Genomic DNA, 21926 nt, shown 5'->3' with positions numbered 1-21926 from the left:
TGCTCCTGTTGGCGCAGGTCACGCTGCCACGACACCAACCCATACGCCGCCAACACCACAAACCCGGCATACAACGCGGCGGTAAGCTGCAGGTCCTTGTACACAAACAGCCCCACGTAGACCGTATCCAGCACGATCCACAGCCACCAGCTCACCACATACTTGCGCGCCGCCCACAGGCTGGCCACCAGGCTGAAAGCGGTGAGCAGAGAGTCGAGCCACGGCAGTGCGGCATCGGTGAAGTGGTGCATGGCGGCGCCCAGCAGCAGCGCGCCGATCACCCCGGCGAGCAGGTGCCGCCATGCTTCCTGGACCGGCAGCCGTTCCACCCGCACCTTGCCCGCGTCGATGCGCCCGGTGCTCCAGCGCCACCAGCCGTAGCCCTGCAACACAGCGAAGACCAGTTGCAGGAGCATGTCGGAATACAGCTTCACGTCGAAGAAGATCCAGCCGTACAGCAACACCGCGACCACGCTGACCGGCCAGCACCAGCGCACCCGTCGGGCGGTGAGCCACACCCCGGCAATATTGAAGATCACAGCGACTATTTCCAGCGGCGTCATACGGTCCCCTCAGGGTCAGTTTTGCAGGTGCAGCGCCTGTTGCTTGAGCTGGCGCTTGCGTTCAAAGGGCAGTTTTTCCTGGTCGCCATACGGCGCGCTGTACCAGTTGCCGTAAGTCGGGTTGGGCAGCACGAACCAGCGCTGGCCGAGCCAGCCCAGGTAGGGTTCGGCGGCCTTGCGCTGGGCGTCCAGGGTGTTGTGTTCGGCCTGCACGAAATCCCCCAGGGAATCACCCGCCAGGATCAGCACGCGGGCGTGTTGGGCGACCCATTGGCGTCGGCAGTTCTTGCCGTAGCCGGCGTGTTCGCAGCCGCCAATGGGCGTGCCGGCAGCCAGTACCTGCTGCTCGCTGTCCACCGGAAAGCCCCGCAGGCGCAGGTTGTTGACGGTGGCCTGGACCTGGCTTTGCTCGCGGTTGGTGATGTAGTACACCGTGATGCCTTTGTGTTTGGCGGCCTGCAGGAACGTCACGGCGCCCGGCAGCGCCTGGGCCTTGGCCTGGTCGACCCAGGTGTTCCAGCGGTCGTAGGAGTAGACCTGGTTGTTGACGACGTCCCGGGCATTCAGCGGGATGTTGTCGAGCACGGTCTCGTCGATGTCGACGATCACCGCTGGCGGCAGCCCGGCCAGATTGCGCGCTGGCAAGGGCAGGGCGTCCCAGTCTGGGGTCTTGAGGGCCACGTCCAGTTGGCGAGTGGCGTTGGCGAACACCTGGCGGTAGATCAGCTCGTGCTCGATGGAGGTCTGGGTCCACAGCACCGCATCCAGCTGGTCGTTGGCGGGCGGTTGCTGCTGGCAGCCGACGAGGGCGGTGGAGAGCAGGCACACACTGGCAAAAATCAGATTACGCATGAACAGTCAGCCTCAAAAATTGACGGTGGCGGATAACCGCGCGGTGCGTGGCGCGCCCAGGAACAGGTAGCCATCGCCCGCCGATTCACCCACATCGCGCCAGTAGCGTTTGTCGAACAGGTTGTCGACGGTCAGGCGCAGCACAGTATCGTAATCACCGACTTTGGTGCTGTAGCGTCCGCCGACATCGAACACCGCATAGTCGTCGACCTTCACGCTGGCCTCGCGGTTCGCGTACTTGCTGCCGCTGTATTGCACGCCGCCGAGCAGGGCCAGGCCCTTGATCCCGGGAATGCTGTAGTCGCCGTGCAGGCTGGCGCGCAGCTTGGGTACGTTGATCGCCTGGTGGCCGTCGTAGTCGTCGGTGCCGCTGCCGCTCACCCGGGCGCGAATCGCCGCCACGCTGGCGGACACTTGCAGGTTGTCGGTCACCCGACCATTGGCCGAAAGCTCCAGGCCGACGTTCTTCTGCTGGCCCTGCTGTACGAAGGTGATGCTGCCGTCATCGTTGGGCCGGTTGTATTGCAGGTCCTGGGTGATCTGGAACAGCGCGGCGGTCAGGCTCAGGCGTTGGAAGTCACGCTTGATCCCCACTTCCAGCTGGCGCGAGGTGGTCGGCGGCAATACCTCATCGGCGTTGCTGCTGAACCATGCCGCGGTGCCGCCCAGGGACAGGCCCTTGCTGTAGCTGGCGTACAGGGTGGTGTCCGGGCGCGGCTTGTAGATCAGCGCCACCTGGGGCAGGAATACGCTGCGCTGGGTATGGCGGGTGGTGTCGCCGGCCTGGTCGTAGGTTTCTTCGTCGAGGCGCACCTGGCGCCCGCCGAGAATGGTTTGCCACTGCTCGTTGAAGCTGATGCGGTCGCTGGCGAACAGCCCGTATTGGCGGCTGTCCAGGCGCCGGTAGGTATGGCCCAGCGGCCCCTCGTAGGGGTCAAGCACCGGCGGCTTTTCGTAGATATTGCCCTCGCCGATGTATTCGTTGACCGATTCACGCCGGTCCACCAGGCGGCGGAAGGCAGTGGTGCCGAAGGTCAGGTCATGCTTGAGAAAACCGGTGTCGAACTGGCCGTTGAGGGCGGCCTGGGCTTCTTCGTTGCTGCGGGTGTCATCGGGGCTGCGGTAGTCCGAGATGTCGTAGTCGCCCTCGGCGCTGAAGTGGTTGGGCACTGCGGTGTTGGCGCAACTGGCGGCGCCGTAGCAACCCCAGGCGAAGGTGCTGTAGTCGTCGATCACCACGCGGCTGCGGGAGGCGCTGAAGCTGGCTTTCCAGGCCTCGTTGAAGCGGTATTCGAACAGGCCGTCGAGGTTCAGCGACTTGATGCCCACCGGGTTCGACCAGCTCTGGTAGCCCAGCAGATCCCGTGGCGACACGTTGTGGGGCACGGTGGTGCCGCCGAGCAATTGGTATCCGGGCACCGAGCGTTGCTCGCGGTTCTGGTATTCGGCGTTCAGTTGCAGCAGGGCGTTGGGGCTGATGTTCCAGTCGAGGGCCAGGGAGGCAAAATCCCGCTGGCCGTCGGCGTGGTCGACGTAGGAACGGATGTCTTCGTGGGCCAGGTTGACCCGCACCCCCACCTGCTGCTCGGCACCGAGCCAGCCGCCGACGTCGGTGGCCAGGTAGCGCTCGCCGTGTTCGTTGGTGGAGACAGTCACCGAGCGCACGTTCTCCGGGCGCTTGCTTACGTAGTTGATCAAGCCGCCGGGTTCGGACACGCCGCTTTGCAGCCCGGACAGGCCCTTGAGCACTTCCACTTGCTGCTTGTTTTCCAGTGCGACGTTCTGTTCGCCAGTGATGGTGCGACCGTTGATCTTGTAGCTGCTGGCCGGGTTCAACGAGAAACCGCGCACCACGAAATTCTCGTAGTAACCCACCGGCGCATAGCTGTCGCCGACCGAGGCGTCATTCTTCAATACTTCACTGAGCAGGCGGGCTTGCTGGTCTTTCAGGCGAGCCTCGGTGATCACCGCCACCGAGGCCGGGGTGTCCAGCAGCGGGGCGTTATCGAAGCCGGCGACAGCGGCCTTTTTCGCCTGGTCGTCGGTGGCCTGTTCACCGACTACGGTGACGGTGTCCAGAGTCGCGTCCTGGGCGTGGGCGGCCGTGGCGGCGAGGGTGATGCTCAGGGCGAGCAGGGTGTGACGGTACGGTGTTGCCATAAAAGGAGCGCTCCAAGGGCCTGCCCGCTGGCGCCTCGCGCTTTATTGGGCGCAAAGGGGCCCTGCGCTGCGCAACGGACGGGTTGCCAGTACGAAATTAAAAAGCCGGGGTCGCCGCAAAGGGCGTCAGGCCGGAGCTGCTCCGGTAGTCATTGGTAAGCGTGCGTCGGCGGCCCATTCCTGCAGCGAGCCGTCGTAGAGTGCGAGGTCCTGGCGACCCAGCAGGGTCAGGGCCAGGGCGTTGGCCGCCGCGGAAATTCCGCCGCCGCAGTACAGAATCAATGGACCGTCGCTGTGCAGCAGCGTGGGTCCGATAGCCACGGCCAGGGCGTCCTTGGGCAGGTAGCGACCCAGTGCATCAAACAGCGTGCGTGCCGGCAGGTTGTGGCTGCCGGGAATGTGCCCGCGCCGGGCGTAGCGGGTGGCTGCGGTGCCGTCGAACAAGGCGCTGCCCAACGCGCAGACGAGTACGCCGGGTGCTTGTCCTGCGGCCACCGCCTCAACGCCTGCGCGGTCGATCCACAGTGGTGCGTATGTGCTGATCGGCCAGGGTTCGACGACGGGTGTGTTTGCAGGCTGCCCGCTGTGCTGCGGTAACCCCGCCCGTTGCCAGGCGTTGAAACCACCGTCCAGCACGCCGGCGTGAATGCCCAGCCCGCGCAGCATCCACCACAGGCGTGCGGCCCAGAAACCGTCGGCGCGATCGTAGATCACCACGTTGCTGCCGACGCCTGTACCCAGATTCGCCAGTGCCTGAATCAGGGCTTGTGGTGTTGGCAGGGCGAAGCTGTAGCTCGCTTGAACGTCGGCCAGATCGGTCAGCAAGTCGGCATGCCGTGCGCCGGGGATATGTGCGTGCAGCCAACCGGCATGACCGCTGGCGACCCGGTAATCACCGTCAAAACGCGGGGACGGCAGGACGACGGTGGCGTCCAGTATCACCAGCCCGGGCTCCCCGAGGTGAGCATGCAGCCAATCGGTATCGACCAGGATACTCATACGGATTTTCGCCGCAGGTGGTTGAGCAATCGTTGCCCCTGGGCACCGGCAAACCACTGCAGATGGCCCAGCAGGTAGGCGTGATAGGCCACGTCGGCACTGCGGGTGGAACCCACTACGCCTTGGTAGTACGCGATTTCGGACAGGGCAAAATCCACATGCACCAACGGCAGCAGGGCGCTCAGGGTGTGCAGGTCCTGGGCGCTCAATGGCCGGCCCCGGTGATAGCCGGTGAGCAATGCGTCGACGCTGTCGAGGTCCGCTGCTGCCAGGCCACCGCTGTCCAGGTCCAGCCAGGGCACGGCGTTGCGTTCGATGGCGGTCGCCAGGTCGTAGAGGGCGAAGGTGCGGTCGGCGAGGCCGAAGTCCAGCACGCTGGCGACGTTGCCGTCTGCATGCCACAGCAGGTTCGAGGCGTGCCAGTCGTTATGGGTCCAGAGCGCCGGTTGTTGGTGCAGCAAGGGTTGCAGGGGCGCGTGCCAGGGCAACAGCAGCTCGGTCAGCCGTGCGTGCCAATCCTTGTCGGCGAGGTACTCGGTCAGCGCGGGGGTGTTGGCGATCGCGGCCAGTGGCGCGGGTTGTTCGATCACCCGGGCGTTGGCCAGCAGCACTTCTGTTTGACGGCGGGGTGCGCTGTAGTGCTCGGCTGCCAGGTGCAATCGAGCCAGCGCCACACCCGCCGCCTGCGCATGTTGAGTGCTTTGGAAGGGCGACCACGACAGCGCATCGCGGTACAGGTCAAGGCCCTCGGCGACATGGTGAATCTCGTAGGTCCATTCACCTTGCGTCGTGGCCGTTGCACCGTGGCGGTTCGGCACCACTGCGGCAACCGGTGCGCCGTGGCGATGCAGGTGGGCGATCAGGCGGTGTTCTTCTTCCAGCCATGCGGCTTTGCGCACGTGCCGGTGATGCCGTTTGACGAACAGGGTGGCGCTGCCGGTATTGATCAGCCCGGCAGCGGAGAACGGTCGCGGGCTGTGCCAATGCAAACTGCGCAGTTGACCCAGTTGCGGGTACTCGTGCAGCAGCTGTTGGATATCTGCTTCGTGCAGCGCTGGCCAGTCGGCAGCTACCGGATCAAGCCCCAGGCCATGGGCGGTGCGTTGTGGATTCATGCCGTCGCCCCGGGCAGATAGGCGTTGCTGGTTGCCCCTTGCCACACCTGCGGATTATCGAGCACCGCGTGCTCGTGCAGCCACTCGGCATAAGGTTTCAGCAGCGCCTGGCGTTGCTCGCCCCAACGACCGTCATGCAGCCAGGTCGGAGCGATTTTGTGCAGGGATGCGCTGAGCAATTCCGCCGGGAAATACGGTGTAGTGTGCTCATAGGCCGCCAGCGCGATGGCTGGCTCTTCGGCCACGGCGAGATAGCCACGGGCAGTGGCCGCGAGGAAATCACGCACCAACCCGGGCTGCTCGGCGAGGGTTCGTTCGTGGGCGCCCAACAGGTAGCTGTGATACGCCGGTGCGCCAATCTGATCCACCGGCAACACCACCCGGCGTTCTGCTTCGATTGGGCTGTGCATCAACGCTTCCCAGGCCCAGTAGCCGCCGAAACTGGCATCGGCGATGCCTTCGGCCAACTGTTCGGGCCGCAACTCACGTACGCCGCTGTCCACCAGGATCACGCCATCAGGGTCGCCACCGTCGTTGCTCACCAGGTGACGCACCATCGCCACACCCCGTGGCGTGGGGTTGAGCGCCAGGCGCTTGCCCACCAGGTCTCGTGGGCGGCGGATGCCGGAGTCGGTCAGGGTTTGAATCGACTCAAGGCCCGCATGATTGATCGCCGCGATGCCTTGCAGGGCTTGCCCCTGGCCGCGCCGGACCAGCAGGCGGTTGCTGGGGAAAATGCCGAAGTCCGCCGCGTCGGTCAGCAGGTGCTCAAGGGTGTCGCCACGGTAGGGGTCGTGCACCACCAACTCCACATCCAGGCCCAGCTCGGCGTACCAGCCGCGTTCCCGCGCCAGGTACAAACCCGCCGAATTCGGCCAGGGATGAAAGTACTCCAGCATTACCTTTACCGACACCATCGCTTGCTTCTCCAGCCTGCAGTCTTTTGATGGGGGCGATTTATAAGGGAGCAATCTGGTATATACCAATATCGTTTATTGCTATGGATATAACCGGGACCAAAAAAAAACGCGGCCCAAGCCGCGGTTTTTTACTCATCGCCTGGGTCAATCGGCAACGATGGCGTACGTTTCGATTTCGACTTTCTGCCAGGGGCGCAGCATCGAATCCACCTGAATCAGGCTGCTGGCCGGGCGAATGGCGTCGAACACCTCGCTGTGTGCCTTGGCGACGGAGGCGGCATCGTTGATATCCCGCAGGTAGACCACGGTGCGCACTACGTCTTCAGGGCCCATGCCCGCCTCGGCCAACACCTTGTTGACGGTGACGAGAATGGCCTGGGCCTGTTCGTAAGCATTGCTGTGTTCGTAATCGGGTGAGGCGCAGGTGCCGGAGATGTGCAGGTGGTTGCCCACGCGAACGGCGCGGGAATAACCGAACACGTTTTCGTACTGACCGCCCGAGGAAATAGTTTGCCGCGCTGTGGTTTTACTGGTCATGGTGGTTCTCATGTTGGGAGGGGTTTACCGGTGGAGTCCTTGACGAACAGGATCGAAATCAGGCCGACCACGGCACCGCCGATCAGGTACCAGGCGGGAATCATCTGGTTGCCGGTGATCGATATCAGCCAGGTATTGATCAGCGGGGCCGTGCCTCCGAACAGCGAGACCGCGACGTTGTAGCTCAAGGCGAGGGCGCTGTAGCGCACGCGGGCCTTGAACAGCGAAGTCATGGTGGCCGGCATCGCTCCTTCAAAAAACAACTGGGCGAGGGTCAGGATCAGCAGGGCGGCCAGCAGCAACCCGACACTCTGGGTATGCAGCAGCATGAAGCAGGGGAACGCCATGACGATCAGCAGCACGCAGCCGGTAATGATCATCCGGTTCCGGCCCAGTCGGTCGGCCAGCAAGCCTGAAACCGGGATCAACACCAGCATGAACAGCGTCGCGGCCATCCCCAGGTTCCTGGCGAACGTATTGCTGTACCCGAGTACGTTTTCCAGATAACCCGGGATGTACCCGAGGATGATGTAGTAGGTCACGTTGAACACGGTGACCAGGCCCATGCATTGCAGGATTTTCGGCCATTCGTTGACCAGTAAGCTGAACAGGCTGGGTTCGGCGCCCGTCGCCTTTCGCAGTTTTTCGTTGGCCTGGATTTCCTTGAACACTGGTGTTTCTTCCAGGCCAAGGCGCAAGTAGAGGGCGATCAGGCCGAGCAGGCCGCCAATCGCAAAGGGCACGCGCCAGCCCCAGTCCTGCATGGCTTGTTCGCCCAGGCCCAGGGTAAACAGGCTGACCACTGCACCGCCCAGCAGGAACCCGGAGATATTGCCGAATTCCAGCCAACTGGTGAAAAAGCTGCGTCGCTCGTCCGGCGAATGCTCGGCGATGAACGTGCAGGAGCCGCCGTACTCGCCACCCGCCGACAGGCCCTGGAGCAGACGCATGAGAATCAACAGGACGGGCGCAAACAGGCCGATGCTCGCGTAACTCGGGATCAAGGCAATGGCGAAGGTTGCGACGGCCATCAGCGTGATGCTCAGCGACAGCGCCGTGCGCCGGCCAAACTTGTCGCCAATGGGACCGAATACCAGGCTGCCCAGTGGCCGAATCAGGAAGCCCGCCGCGAAGGTGGCGTAGATCGCCATCAACTGGGTGGTCGGGTTGTCGTTGTGGAAGAACGTCTTGCCGATGATGCCGGCGAGAGAGGAGTAGAGCGCAAAGTCGAACCATTCGACCATATTGCCCAGTGTCACGCCGACGACCGCTTTGGTCAGCCGTTTGCGTGAGGGTTCAGCCGATGCACGGTCGGCGGGAAACCCTTGATGAATCGAGGAAGCGTGAACTTCGCCCATGATATTGCCCTCTGGAATAATTGTAGTGAGGCAGCAGTCAATAGGGAGTGGCAGGCCCACGTCTGATGCGCGGGGCCTGCGGAGGCTGGGGTCATCGCATATACACGCCCCCGGCGATGCACAATGATTCGCCTGTTATGTAGGAGGGTTTGGCGCTCAGTTGCCAGACCCAGTCGGCGATTTCTTCGACCCGCGCGGCGCGTTTCAAGGGGATCGATTCGATGGCGGCCTCGATGCGCCCGCCGGCACGGGTGCCTTCGGTGTCCACCCAGCCCGGGGCCAGTGCGTTGACCACAATATTGTCGCCGGCCAGTTCGATGGCCAGGGAGCGGGTCATCGACACCACAGCAGCCTTGGAGGCGCTGTAGAGCAACTGGTTTTTCGACACGGTGAACGCATCCACCGAGGCGAAGAACACGATAGCGCCTCCGCCGGCGGCTTTCAGGTGACGGGTGCCGATACGTGCGATGTTCAGTGAGCCCAGCACGTTGATGTCGAATATCTTGCGGTACAGCGCTTCGCTGAAGCTATCCAGGGATGACGTGGGAAAGATCCCCGCCGCATTCACTACGGCTCGCAGCGGTGCCTTGCCGTCCAGGGCGGCATCGAGGGTACGGGCCAGTGTGGCCTCCTGGGTGATGTCGCCGACCACTGGCGAAAACAAGGGGCTCGCCGGCTGTGTGCTGGGTGTTACGTCCACAGCGACGACGTGCCAGCCTCCAGCCTGAAAGCGCTGTGCGACGGCCTGGCCCATGCCCGAGGAAGTCCCGGTGACGATAACGCTGGAGTGCGGTGCAGTGTTCATAAGGGCTATCCGATCAGGCGTATTGAGGAAGAGGGGTGCCGGGTTGCAGAGCCAGTTCCAGCACATCCAGTTGGCGCTGGGTCTCCTGGTAGTTGCTCAGCCATTCGCGCTTGACGATATCGATGCGTGAGTCGGCCGGCTGCAACTGGGCAAACTTCGCCGCCAGGCTTTGCATGCCACGCTCGCGCAGGGTGAGAAAGCGCATCACTAGCCGGGTCTGCTCGCAATACACCGGCCATTGCGGGCCACGTGGGGCGCCCAGGCCGATGTAGAACAGGCCTTCCAGGTTGGTCGGCAAGGTCATCGCGGCGGTACGCAGCGGAACACCGTCGCGCCATTGCAGCAGGCGTTCATCGAGGAACGGCAGGCGCGTGTTGAAACCGGTAGCCCAGACGATGGTGTCGTAATCGACCTGGCTGCCATCGGTGAACGTGACAGTCTTGCCCTGGATGTTCTCGATACCCGGTGCGACCTTGATTCGGCCGTGCTGGATCCAGTACAGCAGCAAGGTGTTGACCACCGGCGGTTGCGCATCCAGGTCGTAGGTATCCGGCGCCGGTAGCCCGGGGTAATTCTTGTGGGTGCCGACGCTGGCCATGATCAGCATGTTCATGAGCATGTTCTGCTGTTCTGGCGGCAATTGCCCCAGCAGCGGCAGCTCGCCCCGGGGCAGGCCGAACAGGGTCTTGGGCTGGAACAGCTGGCCGCGTCGGATCGCAATGGTGGTGTCCAGGCGAGCCTGGGCGGCATCCACTGCGAGGTCGCATCCGGAGTTGCCAAACCCCACCACCAGCACCTTGCCTTGCACCTGCTGCACGTTGCGGTATTCGCCGGAGTGAATCGACACGCCGGTGAACCCCTTGCTTACTTGCGGGATCTTGCAATCCCACAGGTGACCGTTGGCCACCAGCACGCCGCTGTAGTGTTTGTGGGTGCCGTCTGCCAGGGTCACCTGCCAGCCCGCTTCGCCGTTCCCGTCCAGGGGCTTCAGGCTGCGCACTTCGGTGTTGAAGGTGATCTTTTCGCGCAGGCCGAAGGTGTCGGTGTAGGCGTTCATGTACGCCTTGACCTGATCGCGGCTCGGGTACACCGGATAGTCAGCGGGCATCGGGTACCCGTCAAAGAAGGAACTGCTCTTGGGGGTGATCAGGTGCAAGGCATCGTAGTCGCTGTTCCAGTGACCGCCGATGTTCGCGGACTTTTCGAAGCAGTCCACCTCGAAACCGGCGTCGGTCATGGTCTTCAGCGCCGCCAGCCCTGCGGCCCCGGCACCAATGATGCAGTAGTGATTGGACATGCTGGCTCCCCATTCAAGCGCCTGTTGTGGCGTCGGTGGCTGGAGTATCCCGCTCGGCAAGAGGTGGATGAATGGGCTAAGTCATGTGTTTCCTATAGGTGATCCCTATGGCTAGAGCGTCTCCAGGTGCGCATACAGGTTCTGGATGCGGCTCAAGTGGCTGCGCATCAGGTTGATCAGCACCCGGGTGGGCGGCGAAATAGGCGTGTCGTGGCGATGGATAAAGCCGAATACCTCGAAGATCGCCGGGCTGATCGGCACCCAGCCCAAGCGATCATTGAAGCCCAGCTGATGCAGGATCGGGCGCGTGGCAATCACATCGCCGAGCCCGCGCGCAGCCAGCTCGAAGCCGGTGATCTGGTGCTCCACTTCGATGATCGGGTCCAGCACCTCGCCGCCCTTGGACGCCAATTGCCCCAACAACCGGCGAATCGGGTCGGCGGTGCGCCAGCGCGCCTCGGTGAGAATCAACGGTGCCACCGCCAGGTCGCTGATGGTTTTCGGGCCCTTGAGTCGCTCCGGGTCGGCACTGATATAGCCGACCTGGGCCGACCAGACCGGCTCGCTGACGGTCAGGTTCTGCTGCTTGATCGGCAGCATCACCAGCCCCGCTTCAATTTCGCCCTGGCTCACCAGCTCGGCGATTTCCGAGGAGTTGTAGCCGACGATCTTGATCCGCATATCCGGGTGCTGGGTGCGGAACTGCTCGATCAGGTCTGTGAGGAAATAGTGGTGGGCGGTGCCGAAGGTGCCAAAACTGGCCACGCCACCGGACAGTTCACGCACAGCCTGCACCGCTTCATAGCCCTGGCGTGCTGACGTCACCATGCCTTGTGCAAACGGCTGCAGGCGGCGTCCGGCTTCGGTGAGCATCAGTCGGCGATTGGTGCGGATGAACACGTGGGTACCCAGGTGTTCCTCAAGCCGCAGGATCTGCTCGGACAATGAGGGTTGGGAAATATGCAGGCTTTCCGCTGCCTTGGAGAACGTACCGTGCTCGATGGCGGCGAGAAAGTAGTTGAGCTGTTGTAAGGTCATCGCGCTGAACCGTTACCTGTTTGGCTCAACATGACACAGATCAAAGCTGTCGCGAAGAATCAATCACGCCACACGGGCATGCCGTATTCGTCAATTGTCCAGTGCGGGTGGCGCGGTCGCAGGCAGACGCCACCTACCCAGCGTTCTTCCGTTGCATAATCCGGCCAGTAGGCTGCGCCGTTCAGAACCTGGCGACCCAGCGCAGTCAGCGCCAACACCCGCTGCGGCCATTGCAATTGGGCCCCGGACTCGATCAACAGGGGATTCTCGCCATCGATCAACGGCCGCATCAGCGCATGAAACATCATGTCTCCCAGGTACGGCAGCGGTTCACGCTTGCCCATGAGCTCGGCGAACACCCGGCCAAACGGCACCGGCCCGGCTTCATCCACGTATTGCAGGGACAGGCGCTCGGTCAGGGACAAACCGTCCCGCACACCCGGTAACTCCTGCAACTGTCGGCGCAATGCCGGGGCCAGGAAGGGCAGGGAGGTGGAGCTACTCCGGGCCAGTTCCGCCAGCTTGATCGGCGAGCTGGCGCAATACGCCAGCCAGGCCTGTCGCGCCAGTTGCAGCATGTCCTCGTCGACCTGTCGGCGCTGCGGCCACAGCCACGCCAATACTTCAGGCGCCAGTTGGCCGATGCCGATAAAACGCTGCACGCCGGGGATACGATCGACTTCGATCAACTCCAGTTTTTCAGGCAGATGCTCAAGCCCAGCCAGCGCGCGAATCAGGAACAATTGATCGTACGCATCCGCCTCACACCACAACACGCTGTGGCCGGCGCTGCCCAGTTGTTCAAGATGGTGATATTCGTCCGCATGCCGGCGCGCCACTTCGGCCTCATCCATGGCAAACACCTGGCTGATATAGCGGCTGCGAACGGCCTGGTATTGCTCGGCAGGCAGGTCCTGCACCGGGCCCATGCACAATGGGTCAATCAGCATCCGGAAGCGGCCCTTGAACCCCGCCACGCCCAGGCTGTGGGCGATATCGTTGCCGCAGCGCCAGTGAGTGGTGCGGGCTTCATCGCTGGCGTCGAAACCTGGATGGCGGGCGGCAAAATCCACCGCATCGACGTGGGCCTTGAGCTTGGGCCAGCTGGGAAAACCGAGTTCCTTGGCGATCGACCATTGGGCATCGGATAAGGTCGGGGTTGCGGCGGCATCGGCGCTTTTCAGGCGCTGCAAAAGTTCCTTGGCGCGCTTGCGTTGCTGCTCAAGGTTGATACGGCCGTTAGTGGACGAGAATGATTGCGACATACGATCTCCTTGTACAAACCTTGTCCGCTTTAAGGTTGGGAGTCGTAGAAATGTGATATTCAGTCAAGGTCTTGGGCGCAGCCCTTTCCGCGGATGGTGGCGTAGATGGCGCCAGGCGGGAAATATAGGCAGTGCAATGATTGATTGCAAGCCGCCCGGTGGATCGCGCCGGGGTTTTGCACAGGAGACGTTCATGAAAGTTGGTGTGATTTCCGATACCCACGGCTTGCTCCGTGCCGAGGCCCTGGCGGCCCTGGAAGGGTGCGAGCAGATTGTTCACGCCGGGGACATCGGTAGCCCGGAGATCCTTGAGTTGCTGGCCTCGATTGCGCCATTGCATGTGGTGCGCGGCAATAACGACCTCGACGCCGCGTGGGCAGAGCATTTGGCTGACCGGCTGGATTTTGACCTGAACGGCTGGCGGGCGTTGCTGGTGCATGACATTGCCGATGTGCCGAAGGAGCTTGATCCGGGCATCCGGCTGGTGATCACTGGCCACTCTCACAAACCATTGATCGAGTGGCACGGCGAGCGGCTGTTTCTCAACCCTGGCAGTGCAGGGCGGCGACGTTTCAAGTTGCCGGTGACCCTGGCGTTGCTTGAGGTGCGCGAGAAATCCATCAAGCCGCGCCTGGTGTCGCTGGAGCCCAAGCGCTGAAGAACGCTGAGGCGARGGRGCTTGYTGTGGTGAGGGAGCTGCTGTGGYGAGGGAGCTTGCTCCCGCTGGGCTGCGCAGCACCCCCAAGAAATTAACGGTGTTTTTTCAGGTGTATCGCAGTGGCTTTATTGGGGCCGCTTCGCAGCCCAGCGGGAGCAAGCTCCCTCGCCACGGGGGACGTGCCCTGTCTTACCATTGCGTCTGAATCAGGAACAAGGATCATCAACGCCATGCGCGTATTAGTCGAAACCCGGGCGCTCACGCGGATGGACGAGCGCCGCCAGCTGCAACTGCTGCAGCCCACGAACTTCCAGCTGCACCGCGCCGACCGCCTATCCATCACCGGTTCATCCGGCTCCGGCAAAAGTGTATTCCTTCGGGCGCTCGCCTTGCTCGACGCGCCGACCTCAGGGGATATCCTCTGGAACGGGCAGCCCATCGCCAACGCGCAAGTCCCGCAGTATCGCAGCCGCATCAGCTACCTCTCCCAACGCCCGGCGCTGATCGAAGGCACGGTGGAAGACAACTTGCGTTTCCCCTACAGCCTCAAGGCCTTGCATCACCTGAGTTTCGACCCGCAGGCGGTCAAGGCGCTGCTGGCCCACGCGGGCAAGGAGTCGGGTTTTCTGGCAAAAAATGCCGGGGATTTATCCGGTGGTGAGTCCCAGGTGGTGTCACTGATCCGTACCCTGCAACTCAATCCCGATGTGCTGTTGCTGGACGAACCTACCGCCGCTCTCGACCCGGCATCGTCCGGGGAGGTCGAGGCGTTGATCAGTGCCTGGGCCGAAGCGGATAGCGCTCACGCCTATATCTGGGTGTCCCACGACCTTGAGCAGGCGCAACGCATGAGCACCACCCATTTGCATATGGACGCCGGCGTGCTGACGGGGGCCGTGCAGCCATGAATTATCACGACCTCACGGCAATGGACATGGCCATCGCCGCCTCGCTGATCCTGATCAACGGTGCGCTGTCGCTGTTGTTGCGGCTGGGGCTGGAGCGTCAGCTGTTCTGGGCGGCTGTGCGCACGGTGGTGCAGTTGTTGGCGATCGGTTACCTGCTGGGCTGGGTCTTTGAATTTGCCTACTGGTATGTGGTGCTGCCGCTGATGTGCCTGATGACTCTGATCGCCGGGCTCTCGGCTGCCGGGCGTGGGAAGCGGACCTATGCGGGGCAGCGGGCCGACAGTATTGTGTCGGTGTGGGGCAGTTCCTGGTTGGTGACGGCTGTTGGCCTGTTCGCGATTATCCGGATTCACCCGTGGTACGAGCCGCAGTATGCGATTCCGATCCTTGGGATGATTCTGGGTAATACGCTTACCGGGGTGTCTCTGGGGATTGAGCGTATGACTCAGGAGCTGACCTCCGGCCGCAATACCATCGAGATGATTCTGGCCCTCGGTGGTTCACGCTGGGAGGCGGCGCAGGATGCGATTCGCCAGGCTGTGCGGGCCGGGATGATTCCGACGCTGAACCAGATGACGGTGGTGGGGATTGTGAGCTTGCCGGGGATGATGACTGGCCAGGTGCTGGCCGGGGAAAGTCCGGTGGACGCGGTACGTTATCAGATTGTGATTATGTTTTTGATCGCTGCGTCGTCGGCGTTGGGCACGGTAGGTGCGGTGTTGCTGACCTACCGTCGACTGTTTTCAGCCAGCCATCGTTTCCTGCGGTTCAGGCTCGAAGAGCGGGTGTAGCGCAGGCGCTATCGGATCCCCAAAATGCACCGCAACCCTGTGGGAGCTGTCGAGATCCGGTTCAATCACCCACGCCAAAATCCAGCAACACCTTCATCGCCTGGCTCTTGTCCGCCGCCAGTTCAAAGGCCTGCACCGCCTCGCTGAACGGCACGGTGTGGGAGATCACCGGACGCACATCAATCACCTGGCGATTGAGCAAATCCACCGCCTGGGCAAACTCCGAATGGAAGCGGAAGGTGCCCCGCAAGTCGATCTCCCTGCTCACCAGCATATTCAACGGCAGCGAGACCTCGCCACCCAGACCGACCGTCACCAGCACGCTGCGCGGGGCCATGCACTCCAGGCCGTTGCGCAGGGCCTGGGCGCTGCCGGAGACTTCGAACATCACGTCGAAGTAGCCTTTTTCGGCGGTATACCGCTTCAACGCGTCGGCGTCTTCCGCCAGGTTATGAGTACGGCTGGCGCCCATTTTTTCGGCGCAGGCCAAGGGCCCGGCGGCCAGGTCCACCGCAACAATTTCCCCCGCGCCCGCTGCCCGCAGGCTGCCGATCAACAGGTTGCCGATGGGCCCGCACCCGGTGACCAATACCCGTTTGCCGAACACCACCCCGGCACGCTGGATGGCATGCAAACCCACAGACAACGGTTCAGCCATTGCACCCTCGGCAAGGCTCACATGATCGGCCAACGGGTGCGCCTGGTGCGTTTCGATCACCAGGCTTTGTTGAAACGCACCCTGCACGTGAGGGAAGGGCATCGCGCTGCCGTAGAAACGCATGTTCAGGCAATGGTTCGGCAGCCCTTGATGGCAATAACGGCAACCCCCGCAAGGCCGCGACGGCGAGACCGACAAGCGTTGGCCAATCTTGAACGACCCGTCTTCACGGCCCACCGCCTCGATCACCGCCGACACTTCGTGGCCCAGCACCATCGGCTCGCGCAACCGCACGGTGCCGAAGCCGCCGTGCTGGTAGTAATGAAGGTCCGAGCCGCAGATCCCGCCCCGGGCAATGCGCACCCGTAGCTGGTCGGGCGTCAGTGCCTGAGGTTCGGTTTGCGGTTCTACCCGCAGGTCTTTCGAGGCATGGCAGACAATCGCGTGCATGAAATTCTCCAGGTTACAGCGAGGCGGTGATGCCACCGTCCACGTACAGGATATGACCGTTGACGAAACTTGCCGCGTCGCTGGCAAGGAATACCGCAGCGCCCGCCAGTTCGGCGACGTCACCCCAGCGCCGGCTCGGCGTACGTTGCACCAGCCAGTCGCTGAATTCGGGGTTGGCCACCAGGTTGGCGTTCAGTTCGGTCTTGAAATAGCCGGGGCCGATGCCATTGACCGTCAGCCCGTGGGGGCCCCAGTCGATGGCCATGCCTTTTGTGAGCATTTTCAGAGCGCCTTTGCTGGCGGCATACGGGGCGATGCCCGGGCGCCCCAGTTCGCTTTGCACCGAGCAGATATTGATGATGCGCCCCCGCTTGCGCGGGATCATCGCCCGGGCCACGGCCTGGCCGACCAGGAAGGCGCTGTCCAGGTTGGTGCTCATCAACTCGCGCCAGTGGGTTTCGCTGTAGTCCTCCAGCGGCCCGCGACGTTGCATGCCCGCGTTGTTGACGAGGATGTCCAGCGGGCCCAGGCGCTCTTCGATCTCCGCCACGGCGGCCAACACCGCCGCGCCGTCGGTGACATCGAACGCCTGGGTGTGCACCTCCAGGCCTTCCGCCGCCAGCAACGCGGCACTGTCACGCAAGGTGCTGCGGTTGCGCCCGTTGAGCACTACCCGTGCGCCAGCCTGGGCCAGGCCACGGGCGATGGCCAGGCCGATGCCGGCGCTGGAGCCGGTGATCAAGGCCAGGCGGCCATCGAGGCGGAAACTGTCTAAAACACGCTGCATGGGGCGATCTCCGAAGACTGAGACAGGTGATCAACACTATCAATCCGAGTGCGGGGCGCCGCTCTCATTGTTATACGTCAAACCCTGTCATATCGTGCATCACGGGCTTTACTTCAGCGCAGCCCGGGCCCGGCGTCCAATTTTCATTTGTGATGGGGTGATCAATAATCGTGATAACCGGAGCCAATCTGATGGAACTCAAGCACCTGCGCGCCTTTGTCGTGCTCGCCCAGGAACTGCATTTCGGCCGGGCGGCCGCGCAGTTGTCGATCGTGCAACCGGCGCTGAGCATGCAGATCAAACTGCTCGAAAGCGGCCTGGGCGTGCGCCTGCTCGACCGCAACCGGCACTCGGTCACACTGACGGAAGCCGGGCGGGTGTTTCTGCCGGAAGCCCTCGCCACCCTGCACCAGGCTGCCCGCGCCGCCGATGCCGCCCGGGCTTCGAACCGCGGGGAGATCGGCCGGGTGCGCCTGGGATTTGTCTCGTCGGTATTGCCGCAATTGCTGCCCGGGTTGATTCGTGCGGTGCACCAGCGCTACCCGCGAATTGAACTGGAGCTCAAGGACATGCCCGGCCCGGATCAGGCGGCTGCGTTGAAAAACGGCCAGCTGGATTTCGGCCTGATGCGTTTGCCGGCGGCCTATCCCGGCGTGCAGACCCTTGAGGTGCTGCAGGAAAGCTTCGTGGTCGCCTTGCCCGGCGAGCATCCGTTGGCGACCCAGGAAACCATTCAGCCGACGGACTTGCTCAAGGTGCCGGTGTTCATCCTGGCCCGGCGTTATGCACCGGGTTTCTACGATGAATTCGTGCAGGCGATGGGCGTGCCGCTGGAGATCGCCTCCGAACTCGGCGAGTTCACCACCATGCTGGCGCTGGTCTCGGCCGGGCTGGGTGTGGGTGTGTTGCCGCTGCAGGCGGCCCGGGCGCTGCCGGCCAATTGCGTGTCCAGGCACCTGGCGTTGGGGGCGTTCCGGGCCAGGACCGGCCTGGCGTGGACCGAGCTCGACAGCCCGGTGAAAACCACCCTGTTCAACCTGATCGACGAGTTGTTTGGCGATTGATTGTTTCATCCGGTGAAATGCTGGATTGTAAAAACTGGCTATTCTGCTGCGTGCCGTAGCGGTGGAACATAAGCGTCATCGACCCGATCACCGGGTCGGGTCCCTGGCACATCGCGGAGCCCGTCATGATCAAACTGTACCGTTACCCCTTGTCTGGCCATTCCCACCGGGTTGAGTTGATGCTGTCGCTGCTGGGCGTGCCCGCTGAGCGGGTGCACGTCGATCTGAAGCAAGGCGCGCACAAAACCCCTGAGTTCCTGGCCACCCTCAACAGCTTCGGCCAGGTGCCGGTGATCGATGATAACGGCGTGGTGCTGGCGGACTCCAACGCGATCCTGGTGTACCTCGCCGGCCAATATGGCACCGCCCAGTGGCTGCCGACCGAGCCTTTGGCCCAGGCCCGTGTGCAGCGTTGGCTCTCGGCTGCGGCAGGACCACTGCACACCGGGCCGGCTGCGGCGCGATTGATCACTGTGTTCGGTGCCGCGCTGGATGCCAAGGCGACCATCAGCCGCTCCCACGCATTCCTCAAAGTGGTAGAGCACCAGTTGGAGCAGAGCCGTTTTCTCACCGGTGACCTGCCGACAATTGCCGATATCGCGCACTACACCTACATCGCCCATGCGCCGGAGGGGAATGTCGCGCTGGACGACTATCCGCAGGTTCGCGCCTGGCTGGGCAGTATCGAGGCGCTGCAGGGGTTTGTGGGTATGCAACGCACCGCTGTGGGCCTGGCGAAGGTTTGAAGATTTTTGTGGCGAGGGAGCTTGCTCCCGCTGGACCGGGCTGGCGCGCCAGTGCGCAGCGCTCCCAGGATTTTGGGGCCGCTTCGTAGCCCGGCGGGAGCAAGCTCCCTCGCCACCACAGCTGCGAAGCCACTGGGCTGGCGTACGCCATTCGATTAAGGGGACCCATGGACCGTTTCCAGGAAATGCAGATTTTCCTCGCCGTCGCCGAAGAACAGGGCTTTGCCGCTGCGGCCCGGCGCCTGAACATCTCGCCCCCCAGCGTGACCCGCGCGATTGCCGCGATGGAAGCGCGTATCGGCACCCAGTTGCTTTCGCGCACCACCCGCAGCCTGCACCTGAGCGAGGCCGGCCAGCGTTACCTGGACGATTGCCGGCGCATCCTCGCGGAGTTGACTGAGGCCGAAGAAGCGGCAGCAGGCAGCTTCTCGATCCCGTGGGGGCACCTGACGGTCACCGCGCCGGTGTTGTTCGGCGAGTTGTTCGTCGCGCCAATCCTGGGGGAGTACCTGGACCTGTTTGCCCAGGTCAGCATCAACGCCTTGCTGGTGGACCGTGTGGTCAACATGACCGATGAAGGCGTCGATGTGGCCGTGCGCATCGGGCATTTGCAGGAACCCGGCCAGCAGGCGATCAAGGTCGGCGAGGTGCGTCGCGTAGTGTGCGCGGCGCCGGCTTACCTTGAGCGGCACCGGCCACTGCACCCCGGGCAACTGCGTGAGGCGAAGATTGTCACGTCGTCTTCCAGCCAGTTGGTCAGCGAATGGCAGTTCAGGGAAGGCGGCCAGCCGTTGAGCGTGGCCGTTGAGCCGCGCCTGGTGGTCACCGCCAACAACGCGGCGATCAACCTCGCGCGCCTGGGCTGGGGCGTCACACGGGTGTTGTCTTATCAGGTGGCCAGCGATGTGCGTGCAGGCGCACTGGAAATCATCCTGCAAGACTTCGAACCGCCGGCCTTGCCGATCCATGTGGTGTTCCAGAACAACGCCCGGGTACCGGCGAAGGTCAACACGTTCGTGGATTTTCTGGTCAGCCGGCTGGGGCAGGATGCTGCGCTCAACCCATCGATGCAGCGGCCGGCCTGATGGACCGCTATCGCGACATGCAGATCTTCCAGGCGCTGTCCCGGCAGCCGAGCCTGGCCGCGGCAGCCCGCTGCCTGGGCATCTCGGGGCCCACTGTGATCCGCGCGATTGACCGGCTGGAGGTGCGCTTGCGGGTGCCATTGGTACAGCGCAGCACCCGGGGCATTCGCCTCACCGAAGCCGGGGCGACGTTCATGGCCGACTGTTCGCGGATCCTTGACGGCGTGAGCGCCGCCGAAGCGTCTGCCCAGGGTGCGCACGCGCAGGCCGAGGGAAACCTGCGGGTGTATTTTCCGTTGCTGTTCAGCCGTTATGTGATGGCGCCGCTGTTGGCCGGCTACCTGGAGCGCTATCCCGGAGTCCGCCTGTTTGCCCATTACCACGATCATTATCCGAACCTGAATGAAGACGGCCTGGACGTGGCAGTCCTGGTGGGGGAGCTGCCCGGTTCATCCCTGATTGCCCGGCCCGTGGGCCATGTGCGCAACATCGTCTGCGCCAGCCCCGGCTATCTGCAAAGCCATGGCGAACCGGTGCAACCGGAGGCGCTCAAGGAGCATCGGCTGGTCGCCAGCCAGGCGTATTCGAATTGGGTGCAGTGGGATTTCCAGGGCGCCAGCATCAAGGCCCGGGCGCGTCTCGGTTGCTCCACGGTGCAGGGCGCGATCAATGCGGCGGTGCAGGGCGCAGGGTTGATCCGGTGCTTGAGCTACCCGGTGCACGAGCACCTGGCGAGCGGGCAACTGTGTCGAGTATTGCAGGCCCATGAACCGCCGCCGCTGCCGGTGCATGTGGTCTACCGCGAAGGGCGCAACGCTTCGATGCGGGTGCGCAGTTTTGTCGATTTCAGCGTGGCGGCATTGCGTGAACATCCGGCGTTTCATTCACCGAGGGCTTGATCATGAATCACCAGGACGCGTCCCCCGTTTCGCCATGGCATGCCGGCGAGCGGCAGTTGCAGCAAAGTGCCGGCGTGGCCGAGCGCATGGAGGTGATCGGCGCAAAGGTGATACGGGATCACTTGCCGGAGCAGCATCGAGCGTTTTATGAGTTGTTGCCCTATCTGGTCGTGGGGGCCGTGGATGAGCAGGGGCTGCCCTGGGCCACGCTGCTGGAGGGCACGCCGGGGTTTGCGTATTCGCCGGACCCCTACAGCTTGCGTATCGACAGCCTGCCTGCGGAGAGTGACCCCGCCGGGAGCGGGCTGAAACAAGGCGCGTCGGTCGGGCTGTTGGGCATTGACCTGAATACGCGGCGGCGTAATCGCATGAACGGGGTTATCGGGGCTGCCGGCGTCGACGGATTTACCGTGGCGGTGGTGCACACGTTTGGAAATTGCCCGAAGTACATCCAGTTGCGTGCGGTGGATCCGGGTGCCCGGGGGCAGCGCGCTGCGGGAGGTATTGTGCGGCGCGCGAACTCGCTCGATGACGCTGACCGGGCGCTGATTCGCAGCGCTGATACGTTTTTCGTCGCCAGCTATGTGGACCTGGAAGGAGATGCGGCCAAGCGTTCGGTGGACGTTTCACACCGAGGCGGCAACAGTGGGTTTGTGCGGTTGGAGGGAGAGGTGCTGACGATTCCCGATTTTACCGGCAACTCGTTTTTCAACACCTTGGGCAATGTGCAGGTCAACCCGGTTGCGGGCTTGCTGTTTGTGGATTTTGCTACGGGTGATGTGTTGCAGATGGCCGGGCGGGCCGAGGTGATTCTTGAAGGAGATGAAGTGGCCACGTTCGAGGGGGCTGAGCGGTTGTGGAAGGTGACCGTGGAACACGTGGTCCGAAGGGATGCGGCGCTGGCGCTGCGTTGGCAGTTCGAGGGGTTTTCTCCCTACAGCCTGGCGTTGGGGCCGTGGAAAGCCTGAGGG

22 protein-coding genes are annotated in these 21926 nt (G+C 63.2%); 8 read left to right on the top strand and 14 right to left on the bottom strand.

What is annotated here, in order from left to right:
• The 12 genes from pnuC to JV201_RS18620 form a co-directional block, all read right to left on the bottom strand.
• On the bottom strand, positions 1 to 563 hold a 563-nt coding region (pnuC, locus tag JV201_RS18675), incomplete at its 3' end, for a nicotinamide riboside transporter PnuC (protein WP_219405896.1).
• A gap of 15 nt (positions 564 to 578) precedes the next feature.
• Positions 579 to 1415, bottom strand: a complete 837-nt coding sequence (locus JV201_RS18670; RefSeq protein WP_219405895.1) for a 5'-nucleotidase, lipoprotein e(P4) family — start codon at positions 1413 to 1415, stop codon at positions 579 to 581.
• A gap of 12 nt (positions 1416 to 1427) precedes the next feature.
• Positions 1428 to 3575: a TonB-dependent siderophore receptor gene (locus JV201_RS18665; RefSeq protein ID WP_219405894.1), complete on the bottom strand. Its 2148-nt coding sequence runs from the start codon at positions 3573 to 3575 to the stop codon at positions 1428 to 1430.
• A 126-nt stretch (positions 3576 to 3701) separates the two neighbouring features.
• The gene (locus JV201_RS18660; protein WP_219405893.1) at positions 3702 to 4574 is read right to left on the bottom strand and encodes a sulfurtransferase; all 873 of its coding nucleotides are present in this window, start codon (positions 4572 to 4574) and stop codon (positions 3702 to 3704) included.
• Entirely contained in the window at positions 4571 to 5689 is a 1119-nt protein-coding gene (locus JV201_RS18655) for a phosphotransferase (RefSeq protein WP_219405891.1), read from the bottom strand. The genes JV201_RS18660 and JV201_RS18655 overlap by 4 nt, the downstream gene beginning before the upstream one ends.
• Positions 5686 to 6606, bottom strand: a complete 921-nt coding sequence (locus JV201_RS18650; RefSeq protein ID WP_219405890.1) for an ABC transporter substrate-binding protein — start codon at positions 6604 to 6606, stop codon at positions 5686 to 5688. Before JV201_RS18650 ends, JV201_RS18655 begins: the two co-directional genes overlap by 4 nt.
• A 147-nt stretch (positions 6607 to 6753) precedes the next feature.
• Positions 6754 to 7146, bottom strand: a complete 393-nt coding sequence (locus JV201_RS18645; RefSeq protein ID WP_003208292.1) for a Rid family hydrolase — start codon at positions 7144 to 7146, stop codon at positions 6754 to 6756.
• An 8-nt stretch (positions 7147 to 7154) separates the two neighbouring features.
• Entirely contained in the window at positions 7155 to 8504 is a 1350-nt protein-coding gene (locus JV201_RS18640; RefSeq protein WP_008433139.1) for an MFS transporter, read from the bottom strand.
• 91 nt (positions 8505 to 8595) lie between these two features.
• A complete protein-coding gene (locus JV201_RS18635) occupies positions 8596 to 9309 on the bottom strand; it encodes an SDR family NAD(P)-dependent oxidoreductase (RefSeq protein ID WP_219405887.1) in 714 nt (237 codons plus the stop codon).
• A gap of 13 nt (positions 9310 to 9322) precedes the next feature.
• A complete protein-coding gene (locus JV201_RS18630; protein ID WP_219405885.1) occupies positions 9323 to 10606 on the bottom strand; it encodes an NAD(P)/FAD-dependent oxidoreductase in 1284 nt (427 codons plus the stop codon).
• Between the two features lie 111 nt (positions 10607 to 10717).
• Positions 10718 to 11644 carry a LysR family transcriptional regulator gene (locus JV201_RS18625; RefSeq protein ID WP_003208286.1) on the bottom strand — a complete coding sequence of 309 codons (927 nt, stop codon included), beginning with the start codon at positions 11642 to 11644 and terminating at the stop codon, positions 10718 to 10720.
• Positions 11645 to 11703: 59 nt separating this feature from the next.
• The gene (locus JV201_RS18620) at positions 11704 to 12909 is read right to left on the bottom strand and encodes a DUF1835 domain-containing protein (protein ID WP_219405882.1); all 1206 of its coding nucleotides are present in this window, start codon (positions 12907 to 12909) and stop codon (positions 11704 to 11706) included.
• A 193-nt stretch (positions 12910 to 13102) separates the two neighbouring features.
• On the opposite strand from JV201_RS18620, the gene JV201_RS18615 reads away from it, so the two are divergent.
• The 3 genes from JV201_RS18615 to fetB all read left to right on the top strand — a co-directional run bounded on the left by JV201_RS18615 (position 13103) and on the right by fetB (position 15266).
• Positions 13103 to 13567 carry a metallophosphoesterase family protein gene (locus tag JV201_RS18615; RefSeq protein WP_003208282.1) on the top strand — a complete coding sequence of 155 codons (465 nt, stop codon included), beginning with the start codon at positions 13103 to 13105 and terminating at the stop codon, positions 13565 to 13567.
• 230 nt (positions 13568 to 13797) lie between these two features.
• The gene (locus tag JV201_RS18610; RefSeq protein WP_219405880.1) at positions 13798 to 14475 is read left to right on the top strand and encodes an ATP-binding cassette domain-containing protein; all 678 of its coding nucleotides are present in this window, start codon (positions 13798 to 13800) and stop codon (positions 14473 to 14475) included.
• Complete coding sequence (fetB, locus tag JV201_RS18605) at positions 14472 to 15266, top strand: iron export ABC transporter permease subunit FetB (RefSeq protein WP_134326962.1); 795 nt, start codon at positions 14472 to 14474, stop codon at positions 15264 to 15266. The genes JV201_RS18610 and fetB overlap by 4 nt, the downstream gene beginning before the upstream one ends.
• A 61-nt stretch (positions 15267 to 15327) precedes the next feature.
• Here the strand turns inward: fetB and JV201_RS18600 are convergent, their stop codons facing one another.
• Both JV201_RS18600 and JV201_RS18595 read right to left on the bottom strand, forming a co-directional pair.
• Complete coding sequence (locus JV201_RS18600; RefSeq protein WP_219405879.1) at positions 15328 to 16374, bottom strand: L-idonate 5-dehydrogenase; 1047 nt, start codon at positions 16372 to 16374, stop codon at positions 15328 to 15330.
• Between the two features lie 13 nt (positions 16375 to 16387).
• Positions 16388 to 17161: a glucose 1-dehydrogenase gene (locus tag JV201_RS18595; protein WP_087692542.1), complete on the bottom strand. Its 774-nt coding sequence runs from the start codon at positions 17159 to 17161 to the stop codon at positions 16388 to 16390.
• Positions 17162 to 17352: 191 nt separating this feature from the next.
• Here JV201_RS18595 and JV201_RS18590 point away from each other — a divergent pair, with 191 nt between their 5' ends.
• The 5 genes from JV201_RS18590 to JV201_RS18570 all read left to right on the top strand — a co-directional run bounded on the left by JV201_RS18590 (position 17353) and on the right by JV201_RS18570 (position 21923).
• Entirely contained in the window at positions 17353 to 18225 is an 873-nt protein-coding gene (locus JV201_RS18590; RefSeq protein WP_003208273.1) for a LysR family transcriptional regulator, read from the top strand.
• Between the two features lie 125 nt (positions 18226 to 18350).
• Positions 18351 to 18971 (top strand): glutathione S-transferase family protein, encoded by a 621-nt coding sequence (locus JV201_RS18585; RefSeq protein WP_219405877.1) that lies wholly within the window; start codon positions 18351 to 18353, stop codon positions 18969 to 18971.
• Positions 18972 to 19138: 167 nt separating this feature from the next.
• Positions 19139 to 20056 (top strand): LysR family transcriptional regulator, encoded by a 918-nt coding sequence (locus tag JV201_RS18580; protein WP_003208270.1) that lies wholly within the window; start codon positions 19139 to 19141, stop codon positions 20054 to 20056.
• On the top strand, positions 20056 to 20955 hold the full coding sequence (locus tag JV201_RS18575; protein ID WP_219405876.1) for a LysR family transcriptional regulator: 900 nt from the start codon (positions 20056 to 20058) through the stop codon (positions 20953 to 20955). Before JV201_RS18580 ends, JV201_RS18575 begins: the two co-directional genes overlap by 1 nt.
• Before the next feature lie 2 nt (positions 20956 to 20957).
• Positions 20958 to 21923: a pyridoxamine 5'-phosphate oxidase family protein gene (locus tag JV201_RS18570; protein ID WP_219405874.1), complete on the top strand. Its 966-nt coding sequence runs from the start codon at positions 20958 to 20960 to the stop codon at positions 21921 to 21923.
• The last annotated feature ends 3 nt before the right edge of the window (positions 21924 to 21926 follow it).

The organism is Pseudomonas sp. Colony2, assembly GCF_019382755.1.
Classification (GTDB): domain Bacteria; phylum Pseudomonadota; class Gammaproteobacteria; order Pseudomonadales; family Pseudomonadaceae; genus Aquipseudomonas.
This window is presented reverse-complemented; position numbering and strand designations above follow the sequence as displayed.

What these genes read in the sequence shown, in the direction of transcription:
- JV201_RS18660 (WP_219405893.1), bottom strand. Translation starts at nt 4,574, where the DNA reads ATGAGTATCCTGGTCGATACCGATTGGCTGCATGCTCACCTCGGGGAG.
- JV201_RS18590 (WP_003208273.1), top strand. Translation starts at nt 17,353, where the DNA reads ATGGAACTCAAGCACCTGCGCGCCTTTGTCGTGCTCGCCCAGGAACTG.
- JV201_RS18630 (WP_219405885.1), bottom strand. Translation starts at nt 10,606, where the DNA reads ATGTCCAATCACTACTGCATCATTGGTGCCGGGGCCGCAGGGCTGGCG.
- JV201_RS18610 (WP_219405880.1), top strand. Translation starts at nt 13,798, where the DNA reads ATGCGCGTATTAGTCGAAACCCGGGCGCTCACGCGGATGGACGAGCGC.
- JV201_RS18650 (WP_219405890.1), bottom strand. Translation starts at nt 6,606, where the DNA reads ATGGTGTCGGTAAAGGTAATGCTGGAGTACTTTCATCCCTGGCCGAAT.
- JV201_RS18575 (WP_219405876.1), top strand. Translation starts at nt 20,056, where the DNA reads ATGGACCGCTATCGCGACATGCAGATCTTCCAGGCGCTGTCCCGGCAG.
- fetB (WP_134326962.1), top strand. Translation starts at nt 14,472, where the DNA reads ATGAATTATCACGACCTCACGGCAATGGACATGGCCATCGCCGCCTCG.
- JV201_RS18600 (WP_219405879.1), bottom strand. Translation starts at nt 16,374, where the DNA reads ATGCACGCGATTGTCTGCCATGCCTCGAAAGACCTGCGGGTAGAACCG.
- JV201_RS18645 (WP_003208292.1), bottom strand. Translation starts at nt 7,146, where the DNA reads ATGACCAGTAAAACCACAGCGCGGCAAACTATTTCCTCGGGCGGTCAG.
- JV201_RS18570 (WP_219405874.1), top strand. Translation starts at nt 20,958, where the DNA reads ATGAATCACCAGGACGCGTCCCCCGTTTCGCCATGGCATGCCGGCGAG.
- JV201_RS18585 (WP_219405877.1), top strand. Translation starts at nt 18,351, where the DNA reads ATGATCAAACTGTACCGTTACCCCTTGTCTGGCCATTCCCACCGGGTT.
- JV201_RS18625 (WP_003208286.1), bottom strand. Translation starts at nt 11,644, where the DNA reads ATGACCTTACAACAGCTCAACTACTTTCTCGCCGCCATCGAGCACGGT.
- JV201_RS18655 (WP_219405891.1), bottom strand. Translation starts at nt 5,689, where the DNA reads ATGAATCCACAACGCACCGCCCATGGCCTGGGGCTTGATCCGGTAGCT.
- JV201_RS18635 (WP_219405887.1), bottom strand. Translation starts at nt 9,309, where the DNA reads ATGAACACTGCACCGCACTCCAGCGTTATCGTCACCGGGACTTCCTCG.
- JV201_RS18670 (WP_219405895.1), bottom strand. Translation starts at nt 1,415, where the DNA reads ATGCGTAATCTGATTTTTGCCAGTGTGTGCCTGCTCTCCACCGCCCTC.
- JV201_RS18615 (WP_003208282.1), top strand. Translation starts at nt 13,103, where the DNA reads ATGAAAGTTGGTGTGATTTCCGATACCCACGGCTTGCTCCGTGCCGAG.
- JV201_RS18640 (WP_008433139.1), bottom strand. Translation starts at nt 8,504, where the DNA reads ATGGGCGAAGTTCACGCTTCCTCGATTCATCAAGGGTTTCCCGCCGAC.
- JV201_RS18580 (WP_003208270.1), top strand. Translation starts at nt 19,139, where the DNA reads ATGGACCGTTTCCAGGAAATGCAGATTTTCCTCGCCGTCGCCGAAGAA.
- JV201_RS18595 (WP_087692542.1), bottom strand. Translation starts at nt 17,161, where the DNA reads ATGCAGCGTGTTTTAGACAGTTTCCGCCTCGATGGCCGCCTGGCCTTG.
- JV201_RS18665 (WP_219405894.1), bottom strand. Translation starts at nt 3,575, where the DNA reads ATGGCAACACCGTACCGTCACACCCTGCTCGCCCTGAGCATCACCCTC.
- JV201_RS18620 (WP_219405882.1), bottom strand. Translation starts at nt 12,909, where the DNA reads ATGTCGCAATCATTCTCGTCCACTAACGGCCGTATCAACCTTGAGCAG.